The 21865-nt window shown below is 64.9% G+C and carries 17 protein-coding genes; 13 read left to right on the plus strand and 4 right to left on the minus strand.

Annotated elements, in window-relative coordinates; all coding sequences use genetic code 11:
* The 4 genes from FME97_RS07085 to FME97_RS07100 are packed head-to-tail and all read right to left on the minus strand — an operon-like array spanning position 1 to position 7563.
* Entirely contained in the window at positions 1 to 990 is a 990-nt protein-coding gene (locus tag FME97_RS07085; RefSeq protein ID WP_141428542.1) for a BT_3987 domain-containing protein, read from the minus strand.
* A gap of 23 nt (positions 991 to 1013) precedes the next feature.
* Entirely contained in the window at positions 1014 to 3014 is a 2001-nt protein-coding gene (locus FME97_RS07090; RefSeq protein ID WP_141428544.1) for a RagB/SusD family nutrient uptake outer membrane protein, read from the minus strand.
* 28 nt (positions 3015 to 3042) lie between these two features.
* Positions 3043 to 6153: a SusC/RagA family TonB-linked outer membrane protein gene (locus tag FME97_RS07095; protein ID WP_141428546.1), complete on the minus strand. Its 3111-nt coding sequence runs from the start codon at positions 6151 to 6153 to the stop codon at positions 3043 to 3045.
* 30 nt (positions 6154 to 6183) lie between these two features.
* Positions 6184 to 7563 carry an IPT/TIG domain-containing protein gene (locus FME97_RS07100; RefSeq protein WP_141428547.1) on the minus strand — a complete coding sequence of 460 codons (1380 nt, stop codon included), beginning with the start codon at positions 7561 to 7563 and terminating at the stop codon, positions 6184 to 6186.
* A 642-nt stretch (positions 7564 to 8205) separates the two neighbouring features.
* Here FME97_RS07100 and FME97_RS07105 point away from each other — a divergent pair.
* From FME97_RS07105 to dnaB, 13 genes are all read left to right on the plus strand, one after another.
* Positions 8206 to 9036, plus strand: a complete 831-nt coding sequence (locus FME97_RS07105; protein ID WP_141428549.1) for an alpha/beta hydrolase — start codon at positions 8206 to 8208, stop codon at positions 9034 to 9036.
* Positions 9033 to 10172: a hypothetical protein gene (locus tag FME97_RS07110; RefSeq protein ID WP_232522849.1), complete on the plus strand. Its 1140-nt coding sequence runs from the start codon at positions 9033 to 9035 to the stop codon at positions 10170 to 10172. The genes FME97_RS07105 and FME97_RS07110 overlap by 4 nt, the downstream gene beginning before the upstream one ends.
* Positions 10169 to 11182: an alpha/beta hydrolase gene (locus tag FME97_RS07115; RefSeq protein WP_141428551.1), complete on the plus strand. Its 1014-nt coding sequence runs from the start codon at positions 10169 to 10171 to the stop codon at positions 11180 to 11182. The genes FME97_RS07110 and FME97_RS07115 overlap by 4 nt, the downstream gene beginning before the upstream one ends.
* A 76-nt stretch (positions 11183 to 11258) precedes the next feature.
* Complete coding sequence (gene rlmD / locus FME97_RS07120) at positions 11259 to 12668, plus strand: 23S rRNA (uracil(1939)-C(5))-methyltransferase RlmD (RefSeq protein WP_141428553.1); 1410 nt, start codon at positions 11259 to 11261, stop codon at positions 12666 to 12668.
* Between the two features lie 119 nt (positions 12669 to 12787).
* Complete coding sequence (locus tag FME97_RS07125; RefSeq protein WP_141428555.1) at positions 12788 to 13483, plus strand: SIMPL domain-containing protein; 696 nt, start codon at positions 12788 to 12790, stop codon at positions 13481 to 13483.
* Between the two features lie 157 nt (positions 13484 to 13640).
* Positions 13641 to 14096: a cytidine deaminase gene (locus FME97_RS07130; RefSeq protein WP_141428557.1), complete on the plus strand. Its 456-nt coding sequence runs from the start codon at positions 13641 to 13643 to the stop codon at positions 14094 to 14096.
* Positions 14097 to 14151: 55 nt separating this feature from the next.
* Entirely contained in the window at positions 14152 to 14838 is a 687-nt protein-coding gene (locus FME97_RS07135; protein WP_141428559.1) for an RluA family pseudouridine synthase, read from the plus strand.
* 4 nt (positions 14839 to 14842) lie between these two features.
* Positions 14843 to 15295 carry a D-aminoacyl-tRNA deacylase gene (gene dtd, locus FME97_RS07140; protein WP_141428561.1) on the plus strand — a complete coding sequence of 151 codons (453 nt, stop codon included), beginning with the start codon at positions 14843 to 14845 and terminating at the stop codon, positions 15293 to 15295.
* A gap of 14 nt (positions 15296 to 15309) precedes the next feature.
* Entirely contained in the window at positions 15310 to 16266 is a 957-nt protein-coding gene (locus FME97_RS07145) for a TIGR01212 family radical SAM protein (RefSeq protein WP_141429984.1), read from the plus strand.
* A 14-nt stretch (positions 16267 to 16280) separates the two neighbouring features.
* A complete protein-coding gene (locus FME97_RS07150; RefSeq protein WP_141428562.1) occupies positions 16281 to 17174 on the plus strand; it encodes a YitT family protein in 894 nt (297 codons plus the stop codon).
* Complete coding sequence (gene priA, locus FME97_RS07155; protein ID WP_141428564.1) at positions 17174 to 19435, plus strand: replication restart helicase PriA; 2262 nt, start codon at positions 17174 to 17176, stop codon at positions 19433 to 19435. The genes FME97_RS07150 and priA overlap by 1 nt, the downstream gene beginning before the upstream one ends.
* Positions 19419 to 20141 (plus strand): ComF family protein, encoded by a 723-nt coding sequence (locus FME97_RS07160; RefSeq protein ID WP_141428566.1) that lies wholly within the window; start codon positions 19419 to 19421, stop codon positions 20139 to 20141. Before priA ends, FME97_RS07160 begins: the two co-directional genes overlap by 17 nt.
* A gap of 110 nt (positions 20142 to 20251) precedes the next feature.
* Complete coding sequence (dnaB, locus tag FME97_RS07165; protein ID WP_141428568.1) at positions 20252 to 21838, plus strand: replicative DNA helicase; 1587 nt, start codon at positions 20252 to 20254, stop codon at positions 21836 to 21838.
* The last annotated feature ends 27 nt before the right edge of the window (positions 21839 to 21865 follow it).

Raw genomic sequence — 21865 nt, forward strand, 5'->3', positions numbered from 1 at the left:
TTAGTATTCGGTGCGGGTCATCGTTTCGCGCACCTCCTGCCAGTTGTTGCCCGATTCGGTGGCGTACTTGTAGCGGTAGTAGAGGTAGAAGGTTCCCGTCGCGGGGTCGTAGGCGCTCACGTCCGTCGGCGAGGCGCTGACGGAGATGGCGTCCTGGCTGTCGAGATAGGGTTCTATCGTGACCTTCTGCATGGGCACCGTCTCGTCCGTGAGTTCGCCCTCGACGTAGATCGGCACGTTCACCCACGTCTCGGGATCGACCGTGATGCGGATGCTGTTGTTGCGGATGTCGAGCGCCTCGGTCTCCGCCGTGGCGCCCGGGAGGATGCGGATCGAGTGCTTGCCTACGGGAGTGACCAGCTTCGAGGAGTTGATCGCCTGACGCCGGGAGTCGGAGCCGAAGATGTTGTCGATGACCCAGCCCGACTGCGTGGTTCCCGTCATGGTGTAATAGGTGTCGCTCTTGGTGGTGGCGTAGTCGTTCTTGCGCAGGATCTCGAAGAGCACGTAGTTCTTCGTGGTCGAGGCCATGCAGGAGGAGACGGACTCGATGCGCAGCGGGATGAAGTAGGTCTCGTCGGGCAGCAGCTCGTCGATCCGGACGGTGACGGGCAGCAGCTCGGAGTTGGTCCCGGCCTTCATCTCGACGCTCATGGGGTCGATCGTGTAGTACTCCTCGGGGAGCTCCAGCGCATAGTCCTCGAACTTGGTGTCGAAGTTGCGCTTGTTGTACTCGCCGATGGCCTCGTGGTCGAGGGCGAAGGTCACGGTGACATTCTCGTCGAGGCTCGTCGTGCCGCTGGAGTAGATGGCCAGCTTGCCTTCGCAGCCCTCCTCGCCGTATTCGAACTCCTGGCCGAGGATGTTGTTCTCGCCGCTGACGATGAAGATTTCCTTGCGGTAGAGCTCCTCCTTGTAGTATTCCATTTCGCACGAGGCCAGGAAGGCGGCCGCCGCGGCGAGGAGCGTTATTTTGCTGAATGCTTTCATTTGCGGATGTTTTTAGGAATTGACTATTTCTCCCAGCCCGGGTTCTGGTCCAGGCTCGGCACTTTGCGCAGCTCGTCGCGGTGCAGCGGCATGAACATGTACTTGGACTTGAACGTGCGTTCGCGGATGGTGCGGTACGAGATGATGGTCGGCGAGTAGAATCCCTCCCACTTTTCGGCATCGACGTTCAGGCCCGTCAGCGGTTCGCGCTCCAGCTCCTCGAAGATGCCCCACCGGCAGATGTCGTAGTAGCGGCGGTTTTCGTGGAGGAACTCGACCATGCGCTCGCGCTGGATCAGCTCGTTGAAGGTCCCGGGATTCGCCAGCTCGGCCGCCTCGGCTCCGGGCAGTCCGGCGCGGTAGCGCACCTGGTTGAAGGCTTCGGCCATGGCGCTCTCGTCGCGCGAATAGCTCTCGCCATTGACCTCGTGGGTCGTCGTCAGGTTGTTCAGCGCCTCGGCGTAGGAGAGCAGGATTTCGGCGTAGCGGATGATCGGGAAGGTCTTCGTCACCGTGCGGGCGTTGCTGCCCGTGCGGGCGTCGCGCGGGTGGACGTACTTGCGGCAGGTGTAGCCCGTCAGGTTGTAGATGTTCGTCACGCCCGCCTGGTTCTTGCCGGCGTTGGCGCCGTTGTAGTACTCGACGATCTGGTTGCGCATCTCCTCCGAGGTGGTCGATTCCATCTGCCAGAGGGCGCCCGAGAAGCCGATGCTCGCATAGAAGCGCGGCTCGCGGTTGTCATAGGCCTTGTACGTGCCGCCGGGCAGGCGGTAGTTCTTCGAGAGCTGCTTGTCGGCCGTGGTGACGCAGGTCTGGTCGTAGGGACGGTCCTCGTAGGGATACTCCGCGCTCGCGTTGTGGATGTCGCGGCCGTCGGCCATGCGGTAGGCATCGACGATGCGCTGCGGAATGCTGATCGAACTGTTGCCGCCCAGTTTCAGGGGAAAGACCACGTCCTGCTGGTCGGTGACGTTCTGCGTCGTGCCCCAGATCAGCTCGGGGTTGGTCACGTTGGTCGTCTCGCCGGTGAACATTTCCGAGTAGGAGCGGAAGGGGTCGATGCCGCCCGCACCCTGCGGGAAGGCGGCCGAGGGGACGTTCGCGGGCAGGGGCACGGTGTACTCGTCGGCCGGAACCGTATGCAGGCGGTAGATGCCCAGGTCCATGACGCGCTTGGCGGCGGCAGCGGCCACGGCCCACTTGCGCTCGTCGTAGGTCTGCGAGACGTAGTGCACGCCGTCGGACTTGCGCTTGAAGTCGCCGAAGTAGCGGTGCGCGGCCGTCCCGCCGTTGAAGAGCGGGCTGGCGGCCTGCAACCGGAGGCGCGCCACCAGCGCCAGCGCGGCGCCTTTGGTCGGGGTTCCGAAGAGGTCGAGCGGCTGTTCGGTCTCGAGGTTCTCGGCCGCGGCCTCCAGCTCCGAGCAGATGTAGTCCACGCACTCGTCGTAGGTGCTGCGCTCGCGCTGGTAGTAGTCGGGCGTGGCGTTGGTGTCGTAGACCTGGTCGCCCACCAGGATCATGGGACCCTGGTTCTGGAGAATCCGGTAGTAGGCGTAGGCGCGCAGGAAGCGGCAGCGGGCGCGGAACTCCATCTTGTCGAAGGCGTTCATGTCGGGCACGTCGTCGATGTGGGGCAGCATGGTGTTGATCTTGCGGATCACCTTGTAGCATTTGGGCCATACGTTGAAATCCCAGTCCCAGCCGCCCGTGGACGTGTAGGAGATTTTGTCGGTGGTCAGCTCCGTGCCGGGGAACGAGACGTCGAGGATGCCGTTGTAGAAGGTTCCGCAACTGACGGCCTCGTCCGAACCGGTGGCTCCCGGCTCGCTGCACCAGTAGTACATGCGGCCCTCCTTGGGCAGCTCGTTCACCGCGCCGTTGAAGTAGCGCTCGATATTGTACTGGCTCTCGAAGATTTTCTCTTCGGAGAAGGTGTCCTCGAAGTAGTCGTCCACGTTCAGGAAGTCGCACGAAGTGGCGAGGCTGCCGGCCAGGGCGAGGGATATGATGAATGTCTTTTTCATGTTCGATGGTTGTTGGAGAGGTTCCGGATTAGAAGTTCAGGTAAATCTGCAGCGAGAAGCGGCGCGGGATGGGGTAGGCGTGTCCCGTGTCCATGGCCTGCTCGGGATCGAAGATGTCCACTCCGTCCCATACGGCGAGGTTCTCGCACATGACCTGGAAGTCGATCGACTGCAGGCCGAGCGCCTTGCGCAGTCCCGGCGTGCGCAGGTTGTAGTTCAGGCTCAGCTCCTGCAGGCGCAGGTAGCGGGCGTTGCCCTTCCAGAAGGTCGAGGGTTTGGTGTTGTTGGCGTTGTTGCCGTAGGAGAGGCGCGGGAAGCGCGCGTGGGGGTTCTCCGTGGCCTTGTTGCCCGAGTATTCGGCCGAGGTCCAGCGGTTGGCCGGATCGTAGGCCAGCGTCAGCACGTTGCCCTTGTAACCCTGGTTGAAGGGGATGTAGCCGTCGAATTTCGAGCCGTCCTTGCCGCCGTAGAGGAAGTAGTTGTTGCCCGTGCCCTTGAACAGCACGTTGAGCGTCCAGTTCTTGTAGCGGACCTCGGCGCCGAAGCCGTACATGAACTGCGGGACGCCGGAGTAGGCGAACAGGGGCACCTGGTCGTCGTCGGTGATCACGCCGTCGCCGTTCACGTCCTTGTACTTGATGTCGCCGGGACGCACCGTGCCGAACTGCTCGGGCGACATGTCCACGTCCTGCTGGTCCTTGAACAGACCCAGCGCGACGAATCCCCGCTGCACGTCGTTCGAGAACCCGGTCTTGCTCAGGTAGGGATAGGGCTGCGTGGCCTCCTCCCAGTTGTCGATCTTGTTCTTCGAGAGGGTGAAGTTGCCTCGCAGGGTGAAGTGCGCGTTCTTGCCGATGGGCTGGAAATACTCGAAGTTGCCGTCGCCGCCCCAGGAGGTCATGCCGCCGACGTTGCCGTAGGGCATGGTGATCACGCCCACGTAGTCGGGAATCTGCGCGCGCTGCTGGAAGATGCCTTCGCGGCGGTCGCGGAAGTAATCTACGGTCATGGTGAACTGTCCGCCGAAAAGGTGGAGGTCCAGACCGATGTCGAGCTTCTTGGCCTTCTCCCACATGAGGTTGTCGGCGCCCACGCGCTCCTCGGTCAGTACGCCCGAGCCGCCCCACGGCGTAGTGTCGGTCGTCTCCTTGATGATCGTCAGGTAGGGGAAGCGCAGGTTGCTGATGCGGTCGTTGCCCACCAGACCGTACGAGGCGCGGATCTTCATGAACTCGATCCACTTGATCCGCTTCATGAACTCGTACTGCGTGGGTACCCATCCCACGGCCACGGCCGGGAAGAAGCCGTACTGCTTGCCGCTCTGGAAGTTCTCCGAACCGTTCAGACCGAAGTTCAGGTCGAGGAAGTAGGTGTCCCTGAAGCCGTAGGTGAAGCGGCCCGAAAGGCTCTGGTAGCGCTTGGCGATGGCATTCATCGAGCTGTCGGCGCCCGATTCGGTGGTGCTTTCCAGATAGTAGAAGAGCAGGCCGCCTACGCGGTGGTCGCCGAAGGCACGGTCGTAATTGACCTTCGCGTCGAAGTAGAGCTTGCGCCAGTTCCATGCCTCGGAGTTGTACTGCACCGACTGTTCGGTGACCTGCTGCGAGAGCATCAGCTCGCCGTTCTGGTTGCGCTCGCGGGCCAGGTAGAGGGCCGGCATCGAGTAGCGGCTTTCGCCGAAGAGCGTCTGGGAATCCCACGAGCCGGTGGCCTGTACGCTCAGCCCCTCGGTAATCATGTTGAGATCCTGCTTGACACCGATGTTGAAGAGCGTGCGGCTCTGGTTCTCCACCGTGTTGCCCGTGTAGTTGAGCAGCACGTGGGGCGGAATGTCGCTGTCCGAACCCGAGGCGGGCAGCTCGCCGCTTGAATAGCGCAGCGGGTACATCAGCGGCGTGGTCTTGGCCTGCGAATCCCAGAGCCAGTTGGTCAGGGGCGTCTGGATCGACTCGGCGCGGCTGTACGGCTTGCCCATGCTCGGGCGCTTGCTCACCGACATGAAGCCCGTGGCGCCCAGATAGACCTGCGTCGTTTTCGTGAGGTTGATGTCGATGTTGGTGCGGAAGTTATAGGTGTCGTAGCCGACGCCCTTGCTGTATTTGCTGTCGTCGAGGGTCTTGTAGGCCGAGCTCTCCTGCGACATGCCCAGGCTGGCGAAGTAGCGTGCGACGCTGCCGCCGCCCTGCGCGCTGACGTACTGCGTGTGCTGGAACGACGTGGGGTTGAGGATCACGTCCTGCCAGTCGATGTCGGGATAGAGGTCGGGGTCCAGTCCGTAGCGGATGATGTCCATCTGCGTGTTGTCGTAGATCGGGCTCAGTCCGTCGGCCGCGGCCGCCTCGTTGGCCATTTCGGCATACTGTATGGCGTTCACGTACTTGGGCAGGCGGCGCAGCTCGGAGATGGTGTAGTTCGAGCGGAAGGTGATCTTGAGTTGTTCCTCCTTGCCCCGCTTGGTGGTCACGAGCACCACGCCGTTGGCGCCGCGGCTGCCATAGACGGCCGTCGCTGCGGCGTCCTTGAGCACCGAGAAGCTCTCCACGTCGGCCGGGTCGATCTGGCTGAGGTTGCCCTCCAGACCGTCGATGAGCACGAGTGCGCCGCTGTTGGCGCCGAACGTGCCGATGCCGCGCACCCAGAATTCGGAGATGTTCCGGCCCGGCTCGCCGCTCGACTGGACGGAGATCACGCCCGGGACGCGGCCGCCGAGGGTATTGACGATGTTCGTCGCCGGCAGCTCGAGGTCCTTGGTGTCCACCACGGCCACGGCGCCCGTCACGCTGACCTTGCGCTGCGTGCCCATGCCCACGACGACGACCTCTTCGAGTTCGTTGCCCTCCTTGAGGGTGATCTTCACGTCGTCGTCCGAGGTGAGTATCTGTTCGACGGTCTCGTAACCCACGAACGATACGACCAGCGTGTTGTAGAGTTTGGCCTTGAGCGTGAAACGGCCCTCCGAATTGGTGATGTTGCCCGTGCCGGGCTCGTCCTTGATATAGACCGTGGCGCCGACGATGGGCATGTCGTTCGAATCGACGACCTGACCGTTTACCGTGATCGCCGGCTGCTGTTTGTTCTGGGCGCCCGCCTGCACCGCGAAGGCGAACAGCAGGACGCATATCGTTAGAAATCGCTTCATGTCTGTTTGGGTTTGTTGAATGGGACCTGCTTATTCGATGGCGATGCGGCGGATGGCGTAGTTCTCGCTGTCGCCGACGTAGAGGTTGCCCTCGGAGGTGATCGCCAGCCCGATCGGCTTGTTGAATTTGGCCATGTCGGCGGGACCGTTCTGGTAGCCCGACGATTTGGGGGTTCCGGCGAAGGTCGAGACATACCCGTTCGACAGGGTGATCTTGCGGATGCAGTGGTTCTCCGTGTCGGTCACGTAGATGGCCTCCCCTTCGGGATCGACGGCCATCTGTCCGGGCTGGTTGAACTGCGCCTCGGCGAGCGGTCCGTCCAGATAGCCCGACGTGTTTTTCCGGCCGGCCCATACCTCGATGGTTCCGGCGGCGATGTCGTGCCGGTAGATGCAGTGGTGGTCCTTGTTGGAGAAATAGACGATGTTGGGGTCCCTCGGGTCGAAGACGACGCCCTTGATGTCGCCCTGCGAGTCGATGAACCGCTCGGACGGCGTGAGGTTCTCGCCGGCTCCGGTGGCGGGGTCCCAGCGGGCCACCACGCCCTCGTTGGTGTAGAAGTAGAACTTGTGGTCGGCGGGGCTCATCGTGAAGGTCTGGATGGCGTTCCATACGGGAGCGAAGTTGCCGTCCGTGTAGAACAGGTCGTGGTCCCACTTGATGTCGCCCATCTTCGTGTTGGCGTAGTCGGCCGCGGGGTCGAAATAGCCGTATTCCTTGTTGCCGATGTTGGCGTGATACCAGTAAACGTCGCCCGTGGCGAGGTCGGTTCCCAGCAGGATGCCCGTCACCAGGATGCTGAAGTCGTTGAGGACCTTGATGCTGTTGGCCTCCTCGCTCATCATATAGACGCGGTGCGTGCCTCCGTCGTCGTCGGTCTTGAAACGCACGTAGAGGTTGTCGTTCTCATCTACGGCGATGCCCGATTCGGGTTTCTGCGCGAAGTACGATCCGGTCAGCGACGAGGTTCCCGCCGGCATGTCGGTTCCTTTCTCGCCGCCTGCGACGGTCGAGACGTTGGTCTGGATGATGTATTCGAAGATTTCGTCGAACTGCGCCTTGTTCTCCTCGTTCTCGCCCATGGAGACGGAGATGACGCACTCTTCGCCCGGGAGCTTGGGCGCGAGGACGAGCATGCGGTTTCCCGTCGAGGAGATGACGGCGGCCCGTTTCTCGTTGAAATAGACGTTGAGGGCTTTGGCGTCGGTGCCGAAGTTCCGGCCCTCGATGATGACCTGGGTGGCTATCGAGCCGGTTTTAGGGTAGAACGATTCGAGTACGATGGGCTGATCGGGCCGGTAGCCCGAATTTCCCCCCCCCTCGTCGTCGGAGCACGACAGCAGCCCCAGACCTGCCGTCAGACAGGCGAGCCACACGTGCAGGCGGCATTTGCGGTAGAAATTTTTCATGTACTTGGGTTATTAGGTTAATGATAAGTTTGAGTGAATGGTCGGTGTTCGGGCGTTTTATGTGATCGGCCGCTCCGGCGTCCTGTCGCGGAAAGCCGTCCCTCCCGTGCGGACGCGCCCTTCGGGGCGGGGGCGGAAAGGGGCGGAACGCATCGCGGCGGCAGGAACCGGAGGCCTGCCGCCTGCATACGGGCGCATGGATTTCGGAGTCGGTTTTTCCGAAGTCGGATAAGTCGGGTTCATCGGTTTTTCAGGTTCCGCCGGATGGTTTTTCCGCCGGGAAGTTTTCGGTACACAAAGTAACTCAACTCGCGGGAGTTATTCAAGCCTGTGACGGCCAAAGTAAGGGAAATAGTAAATGGGGTATGTCGTAAAACGGCTGATTGTCAGGATCGTGAAAATTGCCCCCCCCCTCGGTTTTGGTAAACCGATATTAACGTGTCCGGAAGCCTTTCCGCGCCGGTCGCCGGGCCGAACGGAACATTTTGCGGCCTGAAACGGGATTTCGCCGCTTTCGTTCGTCCGTTTTCCGCACCGCTCCGGATTTAATTTCGTATCTTTGTATCGGCCGGGCCGGAGGAGCGGCCGCGGAATGCGGACGACGCCGTGTGCGGCAGGTTTTCGATAATAATTAGGTAACGGATGAAACGATTGCTGGGATGCTGGGTTTCGGCCCTGCTTTTGCCGCTCTTCTGCGTCGCGCAGCCGGAGGAGTGCCGCACGGTGCGCGACGTGCCTTACCGGGAGGCGGGGGATTCGCTCCGCGACGATCCGATGTGCCGGCTCGATCTGGTCTGCCCCGCCGGGGCGGAGGGTTTTCCGACGGTCGTCTGGTTTCACGGCGGCGGCCTGACGGGCGGCCGCCGCGAGATTCCCGAGGAGCTGCTCGCCGGAGGGTTCGCCGTCGCGGGGGTGGAGTACCGCCTCTCGCCGCAGACCCCGGTGGCCGGCTGTCTCGAAGACGCCGCGGCCGCCGTGGCATGGGTCGTGCGGCATATCGCCTCCTACGGCGGCGATCCGGAACTGATCTTTCTGGCGGGGCACTCCGCGGGCGGTTACCTCGTCTCGATGCTCGGGCTGGACAAGCGCTGGCTCGCGGCGCAGGGACTGGATCCCGACCGGGCCGTGGCAGCCGTGATTCCTTACAGCGGGCAGGCGGTCACGCACTTCACGCGCCGCGCCGAACTGGGGATGCCCGCCGGGCAGCCGCTCGTGGACGACATGGCCCCGCTTTTCCACGTACGGGCCGATGCCCCGCCGATGCTGCTCCTCTCGGGAGACAGGGAGCTGGAGATGCTGGGCCGCTACGAGGAGAACGCTTACTTTTGGCGGATGCTGCGCATCGCGGGCCATCCCGACGTCCGGCTGCTCGAATTCGACGGCTACGACCACGGCAACATGCCCCAGGCGGGCCATCCCGCCGCCGTGCGCTACATCCGCGGGCGGTGCGATAAAATACGGAACGGACGATGAATGTGAAACGGATGCTATGGGGCCTGCCGCTCGCGCTTTTCGCGGCGGCCTCGACGGGCTGTTCGCTGCTGAAGGTGGCGGTGGCCACGGGAGATCCCCTCTCGAAGGAGGAGATGAACGTAAGGACGATGACCCGCGGGTTCTACTACGACATGGCGGGCGAGGTGGCGCGAGCCGCCGACTCGATCATCGGGGCGTCGGACCGTCTGGAGGTCCGCACGGCCGCCGTGCGGTGGAAGATACGGGCCACGCGCGCCGGAGTGACGGCCGCCATGCAGAGCATTCCCGACGTGGCGATGGCCGACCTCTGGATTCTCTGCCGCCGCATGAACGAGGGCTTCGCCGCGACCCCCGACTCGCTGCTGTTCGGAGCGCAGAGCGACATCGCGCGGGAGACGGCCGCACGGCTCGACCGCCGGGCCGCACGGCTGGCCGGGCGGCTGCTCCCTGCGGAGCGGTATGCGCTCATGGAGCGGTTCGTCGATGAATTCATGCGCGACAACCCCGTCACGGAGAGCGACGGGGCCGACAACACGACCCTTGCGTGGCTCGAGTTCCTCCGGGAGAACGGTGTCGAGCCGGCCTATGCCGTGGGGTCGATCGCCGAGGTGCTGGCCGACGTGAACGACCGCGTGAGCGGCCAGACGCAGCAACTCTCGAACAGTGTCGGCTGGTCGAAGGACCTGATCGAGATGCGGCTCGCGCAGGACAGCCTGCGCGACCGGATCGGTGCGCAGCTCGATTCGCTCGACCGCAATTTCCGCCGCATGGTGGCCGTCGCCGAGCACCTGCCCGAGATTTCGGACCGCGTGCTGGAGGAGCTCAACGAACAGGCGACGCAGCTGCTCTGGACGATGGACGTCTCGGTGGACAACGCCTTCTCGGGCTTCGACCGGCAGCGGATGGAGTTGCAGTCGTATGTCTCGCGCGAGCGCGAGGCGCTCGTGGAGCAGCTTCGCACCACGGGCGAGGACCTGCTCTCGACGGCCTTCGACGCCGTGCCGGGGCTGGTGGGCCGGGTGCTGCTGTATGTCGTGCTGGCGCTCGCGGTGCTGCTCGGCGGCCCCTTCGCGCTGGGCTTCTGGCTCGGGGGCGTGCGGCAGCGGGCGAAGCTGCGCAAACATCCGGAGGCATGATGCGGCCGGATGTTTGCGCAGCCGGCGAGGAGGTTTTCCGCCGCGAGGCCGATGCGTTCCTGGCCTCCCTGCCCGCCGGATGGCAGGAGCGCTGGCGCCGGGCCGTCCGGCAGGCGGCCGCGGGCGACGGAAGAGCCCTTGCGGAGGTGCGGCGTTCGCGGAACGGAATGCCGCCGCTGCCGGAAGGGGTCCGGGCGGTCCGGATCGCTCCCCGTATGATGCTTTACGTCCCCGCCGCGCCTTCTGCGTCCGTTACCTCCGTCGTTCCCGTCTCTTCCGCCGCGCATGCCGCTTCCGCTTCCGGGCCGCTGCCGCTGCTGGTCTATTTCCACGGCGGCGGCTGGGTGCTGGGCGGAATCGGCAGTTGCGCCCGTTTCTGCGCCGAACTGGCGGCTGCGGGGCATGTGCTGGTGCTGGCCGCGGATTACAGACTGGCGCCCGAACACCCTTTTCCGCAGGGGTTGGACGACTGCATGCGGGCCGTGGAGACGGCCCTGCGGCGTGCCTCCGAATGGGGCGGTTCGCCGGAGCGGGTCTCCGTCGGGGGCGACAGCTCGGGCGGAAACCTCGCGTTGGCCGTTGCGTTGCGCCGCCGTGCCGAGGGCCTGCCGCCGCTGCGGTCGCTGGTGCTGTTCTACCCCGTGGTGACGGCCCGGGCCGACGGATCGGCCTCGTGGAAGCGTTACGGGCAGGGCGCAGCGCTCGACGGGACGTTGATGGAGACCTTCTCCCTGGCCTATGCATCCGGCCGGGAGGAGCTTCCGCTCGTCTCGCCCGCCGCGGCCTCCGACGCCGAACTGGCCGGGCTGCCGCCGCTGCTGCTCGTGGCGGCCGGGCGGGATATTCTCCGCGACCAGGGGGAGGCCTTCGCGGAGCGGTTGCTGCGGCTGGGCGTGGCGGTTCGGCGCGAGGAGCTGGCCGGAGCGGTCCATCTCTTCGTCACCGTGCCGGGGCAGGAGCGCGCCTTCCGCCGCGCCGTCGCCCTCGCGCGGGAGTTTCTGGCGGGGTGACGGAGCGGAAAATTCCCGTTTCCGGCGGCCGGAATCCGAATTGTTTCTAACTTTGCGGTGCAAAGCATAAATCGAAATGGCAAGAAAGAAAGCGAATTATCCCCTGATCGAGGGGCTCGAGATAACGACGCTCGCCGCCGAAGGCAAGGCGATGGGGCGTTGGCAGGACGTGGTGGTCTTCGTGCCGATGACCGTGCCGGGCGACGTCGTGGACGTGCAGATCCGGTCGAAACGCCGCCGCTACATGGAAGGTTTCGTCGTGCGTTACGTGAAGCGGTCGCCGTTGCGCGAGGAGCCCTTCTGCGAGCATTTCGGCGTCTGCGGCGGCTGCAAGTGGCAGAACCTGCCCTACGGGGAGCAGTTGCGCTTCAAGACCGAACAGGTCCGCGACCAACTGACGCGCATCGGCAGGATCGCGCTGCCCGAAATCGCGCCGTGTCTGGGCTCGGCCCGCACGCAGTTCTACCGCAACAAGCTCGAATTCACCTTCGCCGACCGTCGCTGGCTCACGCGCGAGGAGATCGGGGCGGGCGGCGAGATCGGCGCCGCGCCCGCCGCGGGATTCCACATCCCGGGCATGTTCGACAAGGTGCTCGATATCCGTCGCTGCTGGTTGCAGCCCGATCCGTCGAATCCGATCCGGCTGGAAACCAAACGGTTCTGCATGGAGCGCGGCTATACGTTCCACAACGCCCGCACGCATACGGGCCTCATGCGCAACATGATCGTGCGCACGGCCTCGACGGGCGAGGTGATGGTCGTCGTGGTCTTCGGCGCCGACGACCGTCCGCGGATCGGGGCCCTCATGGAGCACCTCGCCGCTTCCTTCCCGCAGATCACCTCGCTCTTCTACGTGGTCAATACGAAGCTCAACGACTCGGTGGGCGACCTCGACCCGGTGCTCTGGTGCGGCAAGGATCATATCGTGGAACGGATGGAGGGGCTGCAATTCAAGGTGGGCCCCAAGTCCTTCTACCAAACCAATTCGGAGCAGGCCTACGAACTCTACAAGGTGGCGCGCGACTTCGCGGCGCTCGGGCCCGGCGACGTGCTCTACGACCTCTACACGGGTACGGGGACCATCGCGAACTTCTGCGCCGCGCACTGCCGCAAGGTCGTGGGCGTGGAGTACGTGCCCGAAGCGATCGCCGACGCGCGGATCAATTCCGAGGTGAACGGCATCGCCAATACGGTCTTCTACGCCGGGGACATGAAGGCGGTGCTCGACGACGATTTCATCGCGGCGAACGGCCGCCCCGACGTCGTCATCCTCGACCCGCCGCGGGCGGGCGTGGACGAACCGGTCATCGGGGTCATCCTGCACGCCGCGCCGCAGCGTATCGTCTATGTGAGCTGCAATCCCGCCACGCAGGCGCGCGACCTGGCGCTCATGGACGGCGCCTACCGCGTCGAGGCGGTGCAGCCGGTCGATATGTTCCCCCATACGCACCACGTGGAGAATGTCGTCAAACTCGTGCGGCGCTGACCGCCGGGGCGAAACGGCCGGATCGGCGGGTGAAACGACCCGCCGCGGATGCAGTATCCTTCCGGTTCCGGCGTTTTATTTGCAAAGGAATTTTCCGAAAACCTAAAAGACGAAAAGTTATGAAACGATTGATCGTATTGGCGGCGGCCGCCCTGATGGCGTTCCCCGCGATGGCGCAGATGCAGGAGGCGTACCCCAGCTATATCCAGGTGAACGGCCGGGCCGAGAAGGAGATCACTCCCGACGAGTTCTACCTTCAGGTGGTCATCAACGAGCGCGACTCGAAGGGCCGGATTTCGGTCGAGAGCCAGCAGCGCGACATGATCGCCGCGCTCAGGAAGCTGAGCGTCGATGTCGAGAAGCAGCTCAAGGTGGCCAACCTCTCGAGCGAATTCTTCAAGAAGAACACCTCGGTGGCCACGGCCAAGTACCAGTTGCAGCTGGGCTCCGCGGCCGAGGTGGCGAAAGTCTGGCAGACGCTCGACGCCCTGGGGATTTCGAACGTCTCGATCCTGAAGGTCTCGCATTCGAAACTGGAGGCCTACAAGCAGGAGGTGCGGCTCGCGGCGATGCGCAACGCGCGGCAGAGCGCCTGCGAAATGGCCGAAGCCATCGGGCAGAGCATCGGCAAATGCTTCTATATCTACGATTCGAACAACAACGTGATGCCGACCTATTACGACAACATGATCGTCATGCGCAGCGCCAAGGCCTTCGGGGCCGCGGCCGATGAGGCCGCTTCGGCCGACGAGCCGCTCGACTTCAAGACCATCAGGCTCGAATACGGCGTGCAGGCGAAGTTCGTGCTCGAATAACCGGGTCCCCGGGCCCGTGCCGGATGGAGAGGACGCCCGCAAGGCGTCCTCTTTCCGGTTCCGGACGGAGAAAAACGGACCGAAATTCGGAAAACCCGAATATTCGCACTATCTTTGCTTGCTTCGCCCCGTTAAAACCCGTTAAAACAGGAGAGTTATGGAAAAGCGATTCAGTTTCGACTACGAACACTATGCGGCGCTCGCGGAGCTTCCCGAAGCCGACCGCAGGCTGGTCGCCGAGGCCGAACGGGCCACGGCCAACGCCCATGCGCCCTACTCGAAATTCCGCGTGGGAGCCGCCGCGCGCCTGCGCAGCGGCAGGATTCTCTGCGGCAGCAATTTCGAAAGCGAGGTCTATCCCGCGGGACTCTGCGCCGAACGTTCGCTGCTCTTCTACGCCCAGGCCAACTACCCCGACGATCCGGTCGAGACGCTGGCCATCGCGTCGGACCCCTCGGCGCGGGAGTGCTATCCCTGCGGGCAGTGCCGGCAGGTGATGGTCGATGTCGAGCGGCGGCAGGGCGTGCCCATGCGTGTGGTGATGAGCGGCGGCGGGTCGGCTTCGGCGGTCGATTCGGCCGCGAGGCTGCTGCCCTTCGCCTTCGTCCTCTGATACGGTTCATCCCGGGGGCGCGGCCGGCCGCGCCTCCGCCTCTTGATTCCTGCCTATGTTTGACCCGAACGATATTCTCTACGAAGACAACCACCTGCTGGTGGTCAATAAGCATGCGGGCGATCTGGTGCAGCCCGACCCCTCGGGCGAAAGCGCCCTCGAAGACCAGATCAAGGCGTTCATCAAGCGCCGCGACGCGAAGCCCGGCGCGGTGTTCCTCGGCGTGGTGCACCGCATCGACCGCCCCGTGAGCGGCGCGGTGCTCTTCGCCAAGACCTCGAAGGCCCTCGTGCGACTCAACGAGATGATCCGCGAAGGGCGCATCCGCAAGACCTACTGGGCGCTGACCGAACGCACGCCCGATCCTGAAAGCGGCGAGTTGCTCCACTACATCCTGCGCGACGGGCGGACCAACCGTTCGCGGGCCTTCGACGCTCCGAAGGGCGACGCCAAGCAGGCGCGCCTGCGCTATGCGACACTCGGCGTCGGCACGCACTACACGCTCGTCGAGGTCGAGCTCATCACGGGCCGCCACCACCAGATCCGGGCGCAGTTGTCGAAGATCGGCTGCCCGATCCGCGGCGATCTGAAGTACGGCGCGAAGCGGTCGCTGCCCGGCGGCGGCATTTCGCTCCATTCGCGCCGCGTGGAGTTCGAACACCCCGTGCGCCGCAGCCCGGTGTCGGTCACGGCCCCCGTGCCGGCCGGGGACAACCTTTGGGCCCATTTCGAAAATCCGTGACGCCATGCGACTGCTCATTCAACGCGTGAAGGGCGCCTCCGTCGAAATCGGGGGCGCTGCGTGGTCCCGGATCGGGGCCGGACTGCTGGTCTTCGTCGGCGTGGAGCCCGACGACGGCGGGGAGGACGTGGAGTGGCTGGCGGGTAAGCTCGTGCGGCTGCGCATCTTCGACGACGAGGCGGGGGTGATGAACCGCGACGTCGTGCAGGCCGGGGGCGAGGTGCTCGTGGTGAGCCAGTTCACTCTGCTGGCCTCGACCCGCAAGGGCAACCGCCCGAGTTACGTCCGGGCCGCTCCCGAGCCGGTGTCGCGTCCGCTTTACGAACGTTTCGCGGCCCGTGTGGCTGAGCTGTCGGGGCGCCCCGTGGCTACGGGACGCTTCGGGGCCGACATGCAGGTCGCGCTGGTGAACGACGGGCCCGTCACGATCTGGATGGACTCCAAAAACCGGGAGTAGTGGCGCAGCGGACGATCTACCCGTGGGGCGATACGCGGCGGTTCAACTCCTATGCGGGCTATTTCCGCCGGCTGTTCGGCGGCCGGGTGCAGAAACTCTCGGTCGATGCGGGTTTCACGTGCCCCAACCGCGACGGCACGGTGGGGCGGGGCGGCTGCACGTTCTGCGACAACGGGGCCTTCACGCCCTCCTACTGCGGCGGCGGGAAGAACGTCGCGCGGCAGATCGCCGAGGGGATCGACTTCCACCGCAACCGCTACCGCACGGCGCAGCGCTACCTGGTCTATTTCCAGTCCTATTCCAACACCTACGCGCCGCCCGGACGGCTCCGCGCGCTCTACGGCGAGGCGCTCGCGCATCCCGACGTGGCGGGCATCGTCGTCGGCACGCGCCCCGACTGCATGGACGGGGCGACGCTCGATCTGCTGTGCGACATCGCGCGCGACCGTTACGTGGCCGTGGAGTACGGCATCGAGTCCACCTCGGACCGGACGCTGCGGGCCGTGAACCGCGGCCACGATTTCGACTGCGCCCGCCGGGCCGTCGAGCGGACCGCGGCGCGGGGGCTTCCCGTCGGCGCGCATTTCATCCTCGGGTTTCCGGGCGAGACGGACGAGCAGCTCGTCGGACAGACCGAACGGATCAACGCCCTGCCGCTGACGACCGTGAAGTTCCACCAGTTGCAGGTCTTCCGGGGGACGCCGATGGCCGCCGAGTACGACGCCGACCCCGCGCGGTTCCGTTTCTGGGAGATCGGCGAGTACCTCGATCTGATCGTCGAAATCCTCCGCCGCCTGCGGCCCGATCTGGTCGTCGAGCGCTTCGCTTCGGAGGCTCCGCCGCGCTACCATTACGGTCGCAACTGGGGGCTGGTGCGCAACGAGCAGCTGTGGGCGATGCTCGAAAAAAGATTGGAGGAGCGGAACGCCTATCAAGGCGAAATTTTTATACCTTTGTGGCATAATCGTTAAATTGCGTGTCGGCTATGAAAACGCTTACTATGGAGACCGTTCTGAAGAGCGTCAAGGAGTATTTCCTGATGACCGTGGGCATGATGCTCTATTCGTTCGGCTGGATCGGCTGCATCCTGCCCGTCAAGGGAACGGGCGGCGGTGCGGCGGGCCTTTCGCTCGTGGTGTGCAGCGCGCTCGAGCAGATCGGCGTGGACATCCAGATCGGTACGATGGTCTTCGTGCTGAACGCCATCCTGCTGCTCGTGGCGGGCTTCATCGTGGGGTGGAACTTCGGCGTGAAGACGATCTTCTGCGTGGTGGTCATTTCGCTGGGCATGAATTTCTGGCAGGACGTGCTGCCCGAGGGGGATTTCCTTCATCTGGAACGCATTCTGGCCGTCATTCTGGGCGGCATCCTGGCCGGCATCGGCATCGCCATGTGCTTCGCGCAGGGCGGCTCGACGGGCGGCACGGACATCGTGGCCATGATTATCAACAGGTACCGCACGATCAGCTACGGCAAGATTCTCATCTTCTCGGACTTCATCATCATCGGGTCGTCGCTGCTGGTGGGCTTCAACATCGACACGGTGATCTACGGTTACGTCATGACCGCCGTCGTGGGCTATACGGTCGATATGATCATGGCCGGCAACCAGCAGTCGAGCCAGGTGCTCATCGTGACGCACGACTACGAGAAGATGGCCGACGCCATCGTGCAGAACATCCACCGCGGCGTGACGCTGCTCGATTCGCAGGGGTGGTACACCAAGGAGCGGTCGAAGGTGGTGATGGTCGTCTGCCGCAAGCGCGAGACGGCCACGATCCTCAAGTTCGTCAAGACCATCGACCCCAACGCCTTCATGTCCGTCGGTTCGGTCATGGGCGTCTACGGCAAGGGATTCCAGGCCATCAGCAAACCCTGATGCCCCGTTATGCCGACATAGTTCTTCCGCTGGCGCAGCCCGCCTACACGTTCGCCCTGCCGGAAGGCGTGACCGTCGCCGGGGGCGAGGCCGTGGCGGTGCAGTTCGGCCGCAGAAGGATCTATACGGGGATCGTATGGCGGGTGCATGACCGCCGTCCCGATTTCAGGACCGTCAAATCCGTCTCCCGCGTGCTTTACGGCGGCATGCGGCTGCTCTCGCCGGAGCAGATGGCCCTGTGGGAGTGGATCGCCTCGTACTACATGTGCTCCCTGGGGGAGGTGATGCGCGTGGCGCTGCCCGCCCTGATGAAGCCCTCGGGCGACACGGAGGAGGAGTTCTCCGACGACGAGTTCCGTCCCCGTACCGAGTGTTACGTGTCGCTGGCCGCGGAACTCCGCGACGAGGGCCGTTTTCACGAAATCTGCGAGAAAATCGAACGGCGCGCCCCGAAACAGTACGAAGCGCTGCTCGAACTGGCCGCGGCCGGCGATGAGACGCGCATTGCGACGGGCGAGGTGGCCCGCCGTCTGCTCCGGGCCGATCATGCCGTGCTGGACGCCCTCCGGCGCAAGAAATACGTCGTCTGCACCCGGCGCGAACGTTCGGTCGAGCGCGGCGGCGCGGTCTTCCGCCTTCCGGAGCTGACGGCGCACCAGCAGACGGCGCTGGAATCCCTGCGCGGACAGTTCGCCGCCGGAAAGACCACGGCCCTGCTGCAGGGCGTCACCGGGTCGGGCAAGACCGAAATCTACATCCACCTGATCGCCGAGGTGCTGGCGCGGGGCGGCGACGTGCTGCTGCTGGTTCCCGAGATCGCCCTCACGGCGCAGCTCATCGAGCGCATGGAGCGCATCTTCGGCAGCCGCGTCACCCCCTATCATTCGAAACTCACGCCCCGCCGCCGTACGGAGACCTTCCTGCGGCTCGGCCGCTCCGAGGGGGGCGAGTTCGTCGTCGGGGCGCGTTCGGCGATCTTTCTGCCGCTCAAACGGTTGCAGCTCGTCGTCGTGGACGAGGAGCACGACGCCAGCTACAAGCAGTCCGATCCCGCGCCGCGCTACAACGCCCGCGACTGCGCCGTGGTGACGGCCCGCCTGTTCGGAGGCCGCACGCTGCTCGGAAGCGCCACGCCCTCGCTCGAGACGTGGCTCAACGCCCGGAGCGGGAAGTACGGCCGCGCCGTGCTGGGGGAGCGTTACGGCGGCGCCCGGCCGCCCGAAGTGCTGATTTCGGACACGCTGCGCGCCGCGCGCCGCGGCGAGCGGCACGCCCATTTCAACAAGCTGCTGCTGGATCGCATCGGCGAGACGCTCGCCCGGGGCGGGCAGGCGATGCTGTTCCAGAACCGCCGCGGCTTTTCGCCCTATGTCGAATGCACGGAGTGCGGCTGGACGGCGCGCTGTCCCCACTGCAACGTGACGCTGACCTACCACAAGGGCGGCGAAAAGCTCGTCTGCCACTACTGCGGTCATACGGAGGGGGTTCCGGCGAAATGTCCGTCGTGCCGCGTGACGGATGTCGTGCCGGTGGGTTTCGGCACGGAGAAGATCGAGGAGGAGGTGGCCCGGATCTTTCCCGGAGCCCGCGTCGCGCGGCTGGACCGCGACAGCGTGACCTCCGAGCGGGCCTTCAACGCCATCGTCGCCGACTTCGCGGCCCGCAGGACCGATATTCTGGTCGGCACGCAGATGATAACCAAGGGTTTCGATTTCGAGGGGGTTTCGCTGGTGGGGATTCTCAATGCCGACAACCTGCTCAACAATCCCGACTTCCGGGCTGCCGAGCGTGCCTTCCAGTTGATGACGCAGGTGGCGGGCCGGGCCGGGCGGCGTTCCGAGCCGGGCGAGGTGGTGATCCAGACCTCCGAGCCGGGGCATCCCGTCATCCGACAGGTCGCCTCCGGCGATTACGAGGCGATGGCCCTCGCGCAGCTCGCCGAGCGCGAAGCCTTCTTCTATCCGCCCTATGCCCGGCTGACGGCCCTCACGCTCCGCCACCGCGACCCCATGCTGCTGCGGCGGGGCGTGCTGGAACTGGCCGCCCGGCTGCGCGCGCGCTTCGGCCGTCGCGTGCTGGGGCCGATGGCCCCGCCCGTGGACCGCATCCGCGGCGAATACCTCGTAGGGCTGCTGCTCAAGGTCGAGAGCAGCGCTTCGTCGGCCCGTGCGCGGGAGATCCTCGCGGAGGAGTTGAAATCGTTCTCCCGGCAGGCCGAATACAAATCCGTTACCGTCGTCGTCAATGTCGATCCTCAGTGAATTGTTCGGCGATGCGGCGTCGCTGCTCTTTCCGCGGCGGTGCGCCGTCTGCGGGGAGCCTCTCGCCCGCGGGGAGCGCACGGTCTGCACGCTGTGCCGCGCGACGGCGCCGCTGACGGGCTACTGGCGCGAGGCCGATAACCCGGTGTTCCGCAAGTGTTGGGGACTGGTCCCCGTGGAGCGGGCCTCGGGATTCCTCTTTTTCGTCCGCGGCAGCGGGTGGCGGCGGCTGATCCATGCCTTCAAGTACCGCGGGGCATGGCGCGCGGCCCGCGAGATGGGCGCCTGGTACGGCCGCTGCCTGAAGGAGAGCGGGCTGTACGACGACGTGGAGGCGGTCGTGCCTCTTCCGCTGCACCCCTTCAAGCGCTGCCGGAGAGGATACAACCAGTCGGAATACATCGCCGAGGGAATCGCCGGGCAGCTGGGCGTGGAGGTGGACCGCCGGAGCGTCGGCCGGAAGCGCAATACGGCCAGCCAGGCCCTCAAGTCCCGCCGCGAGCGGGCCGCGAACGTCGAAGGGGCCTTTGCCGTCCGCCGTCCCGAGCGGCTGGCCGGGCGGCACGTGCTGCTGGTGGACGACGTGATGACCACGGGCAGCACGCTCCTGTCGTGCGCCGCCGAGATGCTGCGCGCCGCGCCCGGCTGCCGCGTCAGCATCGCGGCCCTGGCCGTCTCGCGCCGCGAGCTGGGGGTGAAGGAGTAGCGGTCCGCGGCGGGACGAAACGGACCTTTTTCGGAAAAACTCCGGGCGCGCCGTTTTGATATGTCCGCCCGAATCGCTACTTTTGACCTTCGAAAGATTCCGATAACTTCATGGCGAAAGATTTTACCCCCTCCTCCCGCAACCGGGAGGCGTTTGCGGCGCTGACCGATACGGCCGGCAACGTCCCTCCCCAGGCCGTCGAGCTGGAGGAGGCCGTGCTGGGCGCGTTGATGCTCGAAAAGGACAGTATCATCGCCGTCCAGGAGTTCATCACGCCCGAAGCCTTCTACACGGAGGAGCACCGGCTGATCTACAAGGCCATCGAGGAGCTGTCGATGGAGCTCAAGCCGATCGACCTCTACACGGTGACCGAGCGGCTGAAGGTCAAGAAGGAGCTTAAGAAGGTGGGCGGCGCGTCGTACCTGGCGCAGTTGACGCAGAAGGTCGGCTCGGCCGCGAACGTCGAGTTCCACGCCAAGATCATCGCCCAGAAATACGTGCAGCGCGAGCTGATCCGTTCGGCCACCGAAATCCAGAAACGCTCCTACGACGAATCGACCGACGTGACGGACCTGATCGGATTCGCCGAGGGCGAGATATTCAAGGTCGCCGAGGGGCACGTCAAGCGTTCGGTGCAGTCGTCGAAGGACATCCTGGCCCGCGCGCTCATGCAGATCGAGGAGGCGTCGAAAAACACGAGCGCCTTCAACGGCGTGCCGTCGGGCTTCATGGCCCTCGACCGCGTGACGCTCGGCTGGCAGCTGTCGGACCTCATCATCGTCGCCGCGCGTCCGTCGATGGGCAAGACGGCCTTCGTGCTCTCGATGGCCCGCAACATGGCCGTGGACCACGAGCAGGGCGTGGCGTTCTTCTCGCTCGAAATGTCGGCCGTGCAGCTGATGATGCGACTCATCATCGCCGAGACGGGGCTTTCGGGCAACGACGTCAAGTCGGGCCGTCTGACGCCCGAGCAGTGGCGCCATCTCGAATCGGCCACCAAGCCGCTGGGCGCCGCACCGCTCTATATCGACGACACGCCGGCGCTGTCGGTCTTCGAGTTCCGCTCGAAGGCCCGGCGGCTGAAGATTCACAACGACATCAAGATCATCATCATCGACTACCTCCAGCTGATGACCGGCAACCAGGACACGAAGGGCAACCGCGAGCAGGAGGTGGCCTTCATTTCGCGCACGCTCAAGGCCATCGCCAAGGAGCTGAACGTGCCGGTGATCGCCCTCTCGCAGCTGAGCCGCGCCACCGAGATGCGCGGCGGGTCGAAGCGGCCCCAGTTGTCGGACCTCCGCGAGTCGGGGGCCATCGAGCAGGACGCCGACATCGTCGCCTTCATCCACCGTCCCGAGTATTACGGCATCAATCAGGACGAGAACGGAATGCCCACGGCGGGCATGGCCGAGATCATCCTGGCCAAGCACCGCAACGGCGCGGTGTGCGACGTGAACCTGCGCTTCCTCAAGGAGCAGGCGCGCTTCGCCGATCTGGAGGATTCGATGCTGCCGCCCGCGCAGGCGGCCGACGCCCGGCAGGCTTACGACGACTACGCCAGCGGTTCGAACTCCGTGCCGGGGACGGGATTCGGCGGCGCTCCCGGGACCGGCTTCGGCGGCGGGCTGGGTTCGGCCGGGAGCTCGGAGTTCGACCTGACGCCCCGCTCGCTCGACGAGGAGGCGCCGTTCTGACGGAAATTTTCAGCGCCGGGCGGGGCG

Origin of the sequence: Alistipes dispar (assembly GCF_006542685.1) — a bacterium.
Taxonomy (GTDB): domain Bacteria; phylum Bacteroidota; class Bacteroidia; order Bacteroidales; family Rikenellaceae; genus Alistipes; species Alistipes dispar.

Excerpts from the sequence above, each read along its gene's own strand:
- FME97_RS07085 (WP_141428542.1), bottom strand. The coding sequence starts at position 990 with ATGAAAGCATTCAGCAAAATAACGCTCCTCGCCGCGGCGGCCGCCTTC.
- FME97_RS07090 (WP_141428544.1), bottom strand. The coding sequence starts at position 3,014 with ATGAAAAAGACATTCATCATATCCCTCGCCCTGGCCGGCAGCCTCGCC.
- FME97_RS07095 (WP_141428546.1), bottom strand. The coding sequence starts at position 6,153 with ATGAAGCGATTTCTAACGATATGCGTCCTGCTGTTCGCCTTCGCGGTG.
- FME97_RS07100 (WP_141428547.1), bottom strand. The coding sequence starts at position 7,563 with ATGAAAAATTTCTACCGCAAATGCCGCCTGCACGTGTGGCTCGCCTGT.
- FME97_RS07105 (WP_141428549.1), top strand. The coding sequence starts at position 8,206 with ATGAAACGATTGCTGGGATGCTGGGTTTCGGCCCTGCTTTTGCCGCTC.
- FME97_RS07110 (WP_232522849.1), top strand. The coding sequence starts at position 9,033 with ATGAATGTGAAACGGATGCTATGGGGCCTGCCGCTCGCGCTTTTCGCG.
- FME97_RS07115 (WP_141428551.1), top strand. The coding sequence starts at position 10,169 with ATGATGCGGCCGGATGTTTGCGCAGCCGGCGAGGAGGTTTTCCGCCGC.
- rlmD (WP_141428553.1), top strand. The coding sequence starts at position 11,259 with ATGGCAAGAAAGAAAGCGAATTATCCCCTGATCGAGGGGCTCGAGATA.
- FME97_RS07125 (WP_141428555.1), top strand. The coding sequence starts at position 12,788 with ATGAAACGATTGATCGTATTGGCGGCGGCCGCCCTGATGGCGTTCCCC.
- FME97_RS07130 (WP_141428557.1), top strand. The coding sequence starts at position 13,641 with ATGGAAAAGCGATTCAGTTTCGACTACGAACACTATGCGGCGCTCGCG.
- FME97_RS07135 (WP_141428559.1), top strand. The coding sequence starts at position 14,152 with ATGTTTGACCCGAACGATATTCTCTACGAAGACAACCACCTGCTGGTG.
- dtd (WP_141428561.1), top strand. The coding sequence starts at position 14,843 with ATGCGACTGCTCATTCAACGCGTGAAGGGCGCCTCCGTCGAAATCGGG.
- FME97_RS07150 (WP_141428562.1), top strand. The coding sequence starts at position 16,281 with ATGAAAACGCTTACTATGGAGACCGTTCTGAAGAGCGTCAAGGAGTAT.
- priA (WP_141428564.1), top strand. The coding sequence starts at position 17,174 with ATGCCCCGTTATGCCGACATAGTTCTTCCGCTGGCGCAGCCCGCCTAC.
- FME97_RS07160 (WP_141428566.1), top strand. The coding sequence starts at position 19,419 with ATGTCGATCCTCAGTGAATTGTTCGGCGATGCGGCGTCGCTGCTCTTT.
- dnaB (WP_141428568.1), top strand. The coding sequence starts at position 20,252 with ATGGCGAAAGATTTTACCCCCTCCTCCCGCAACCGGGAGGCGTTTGCG.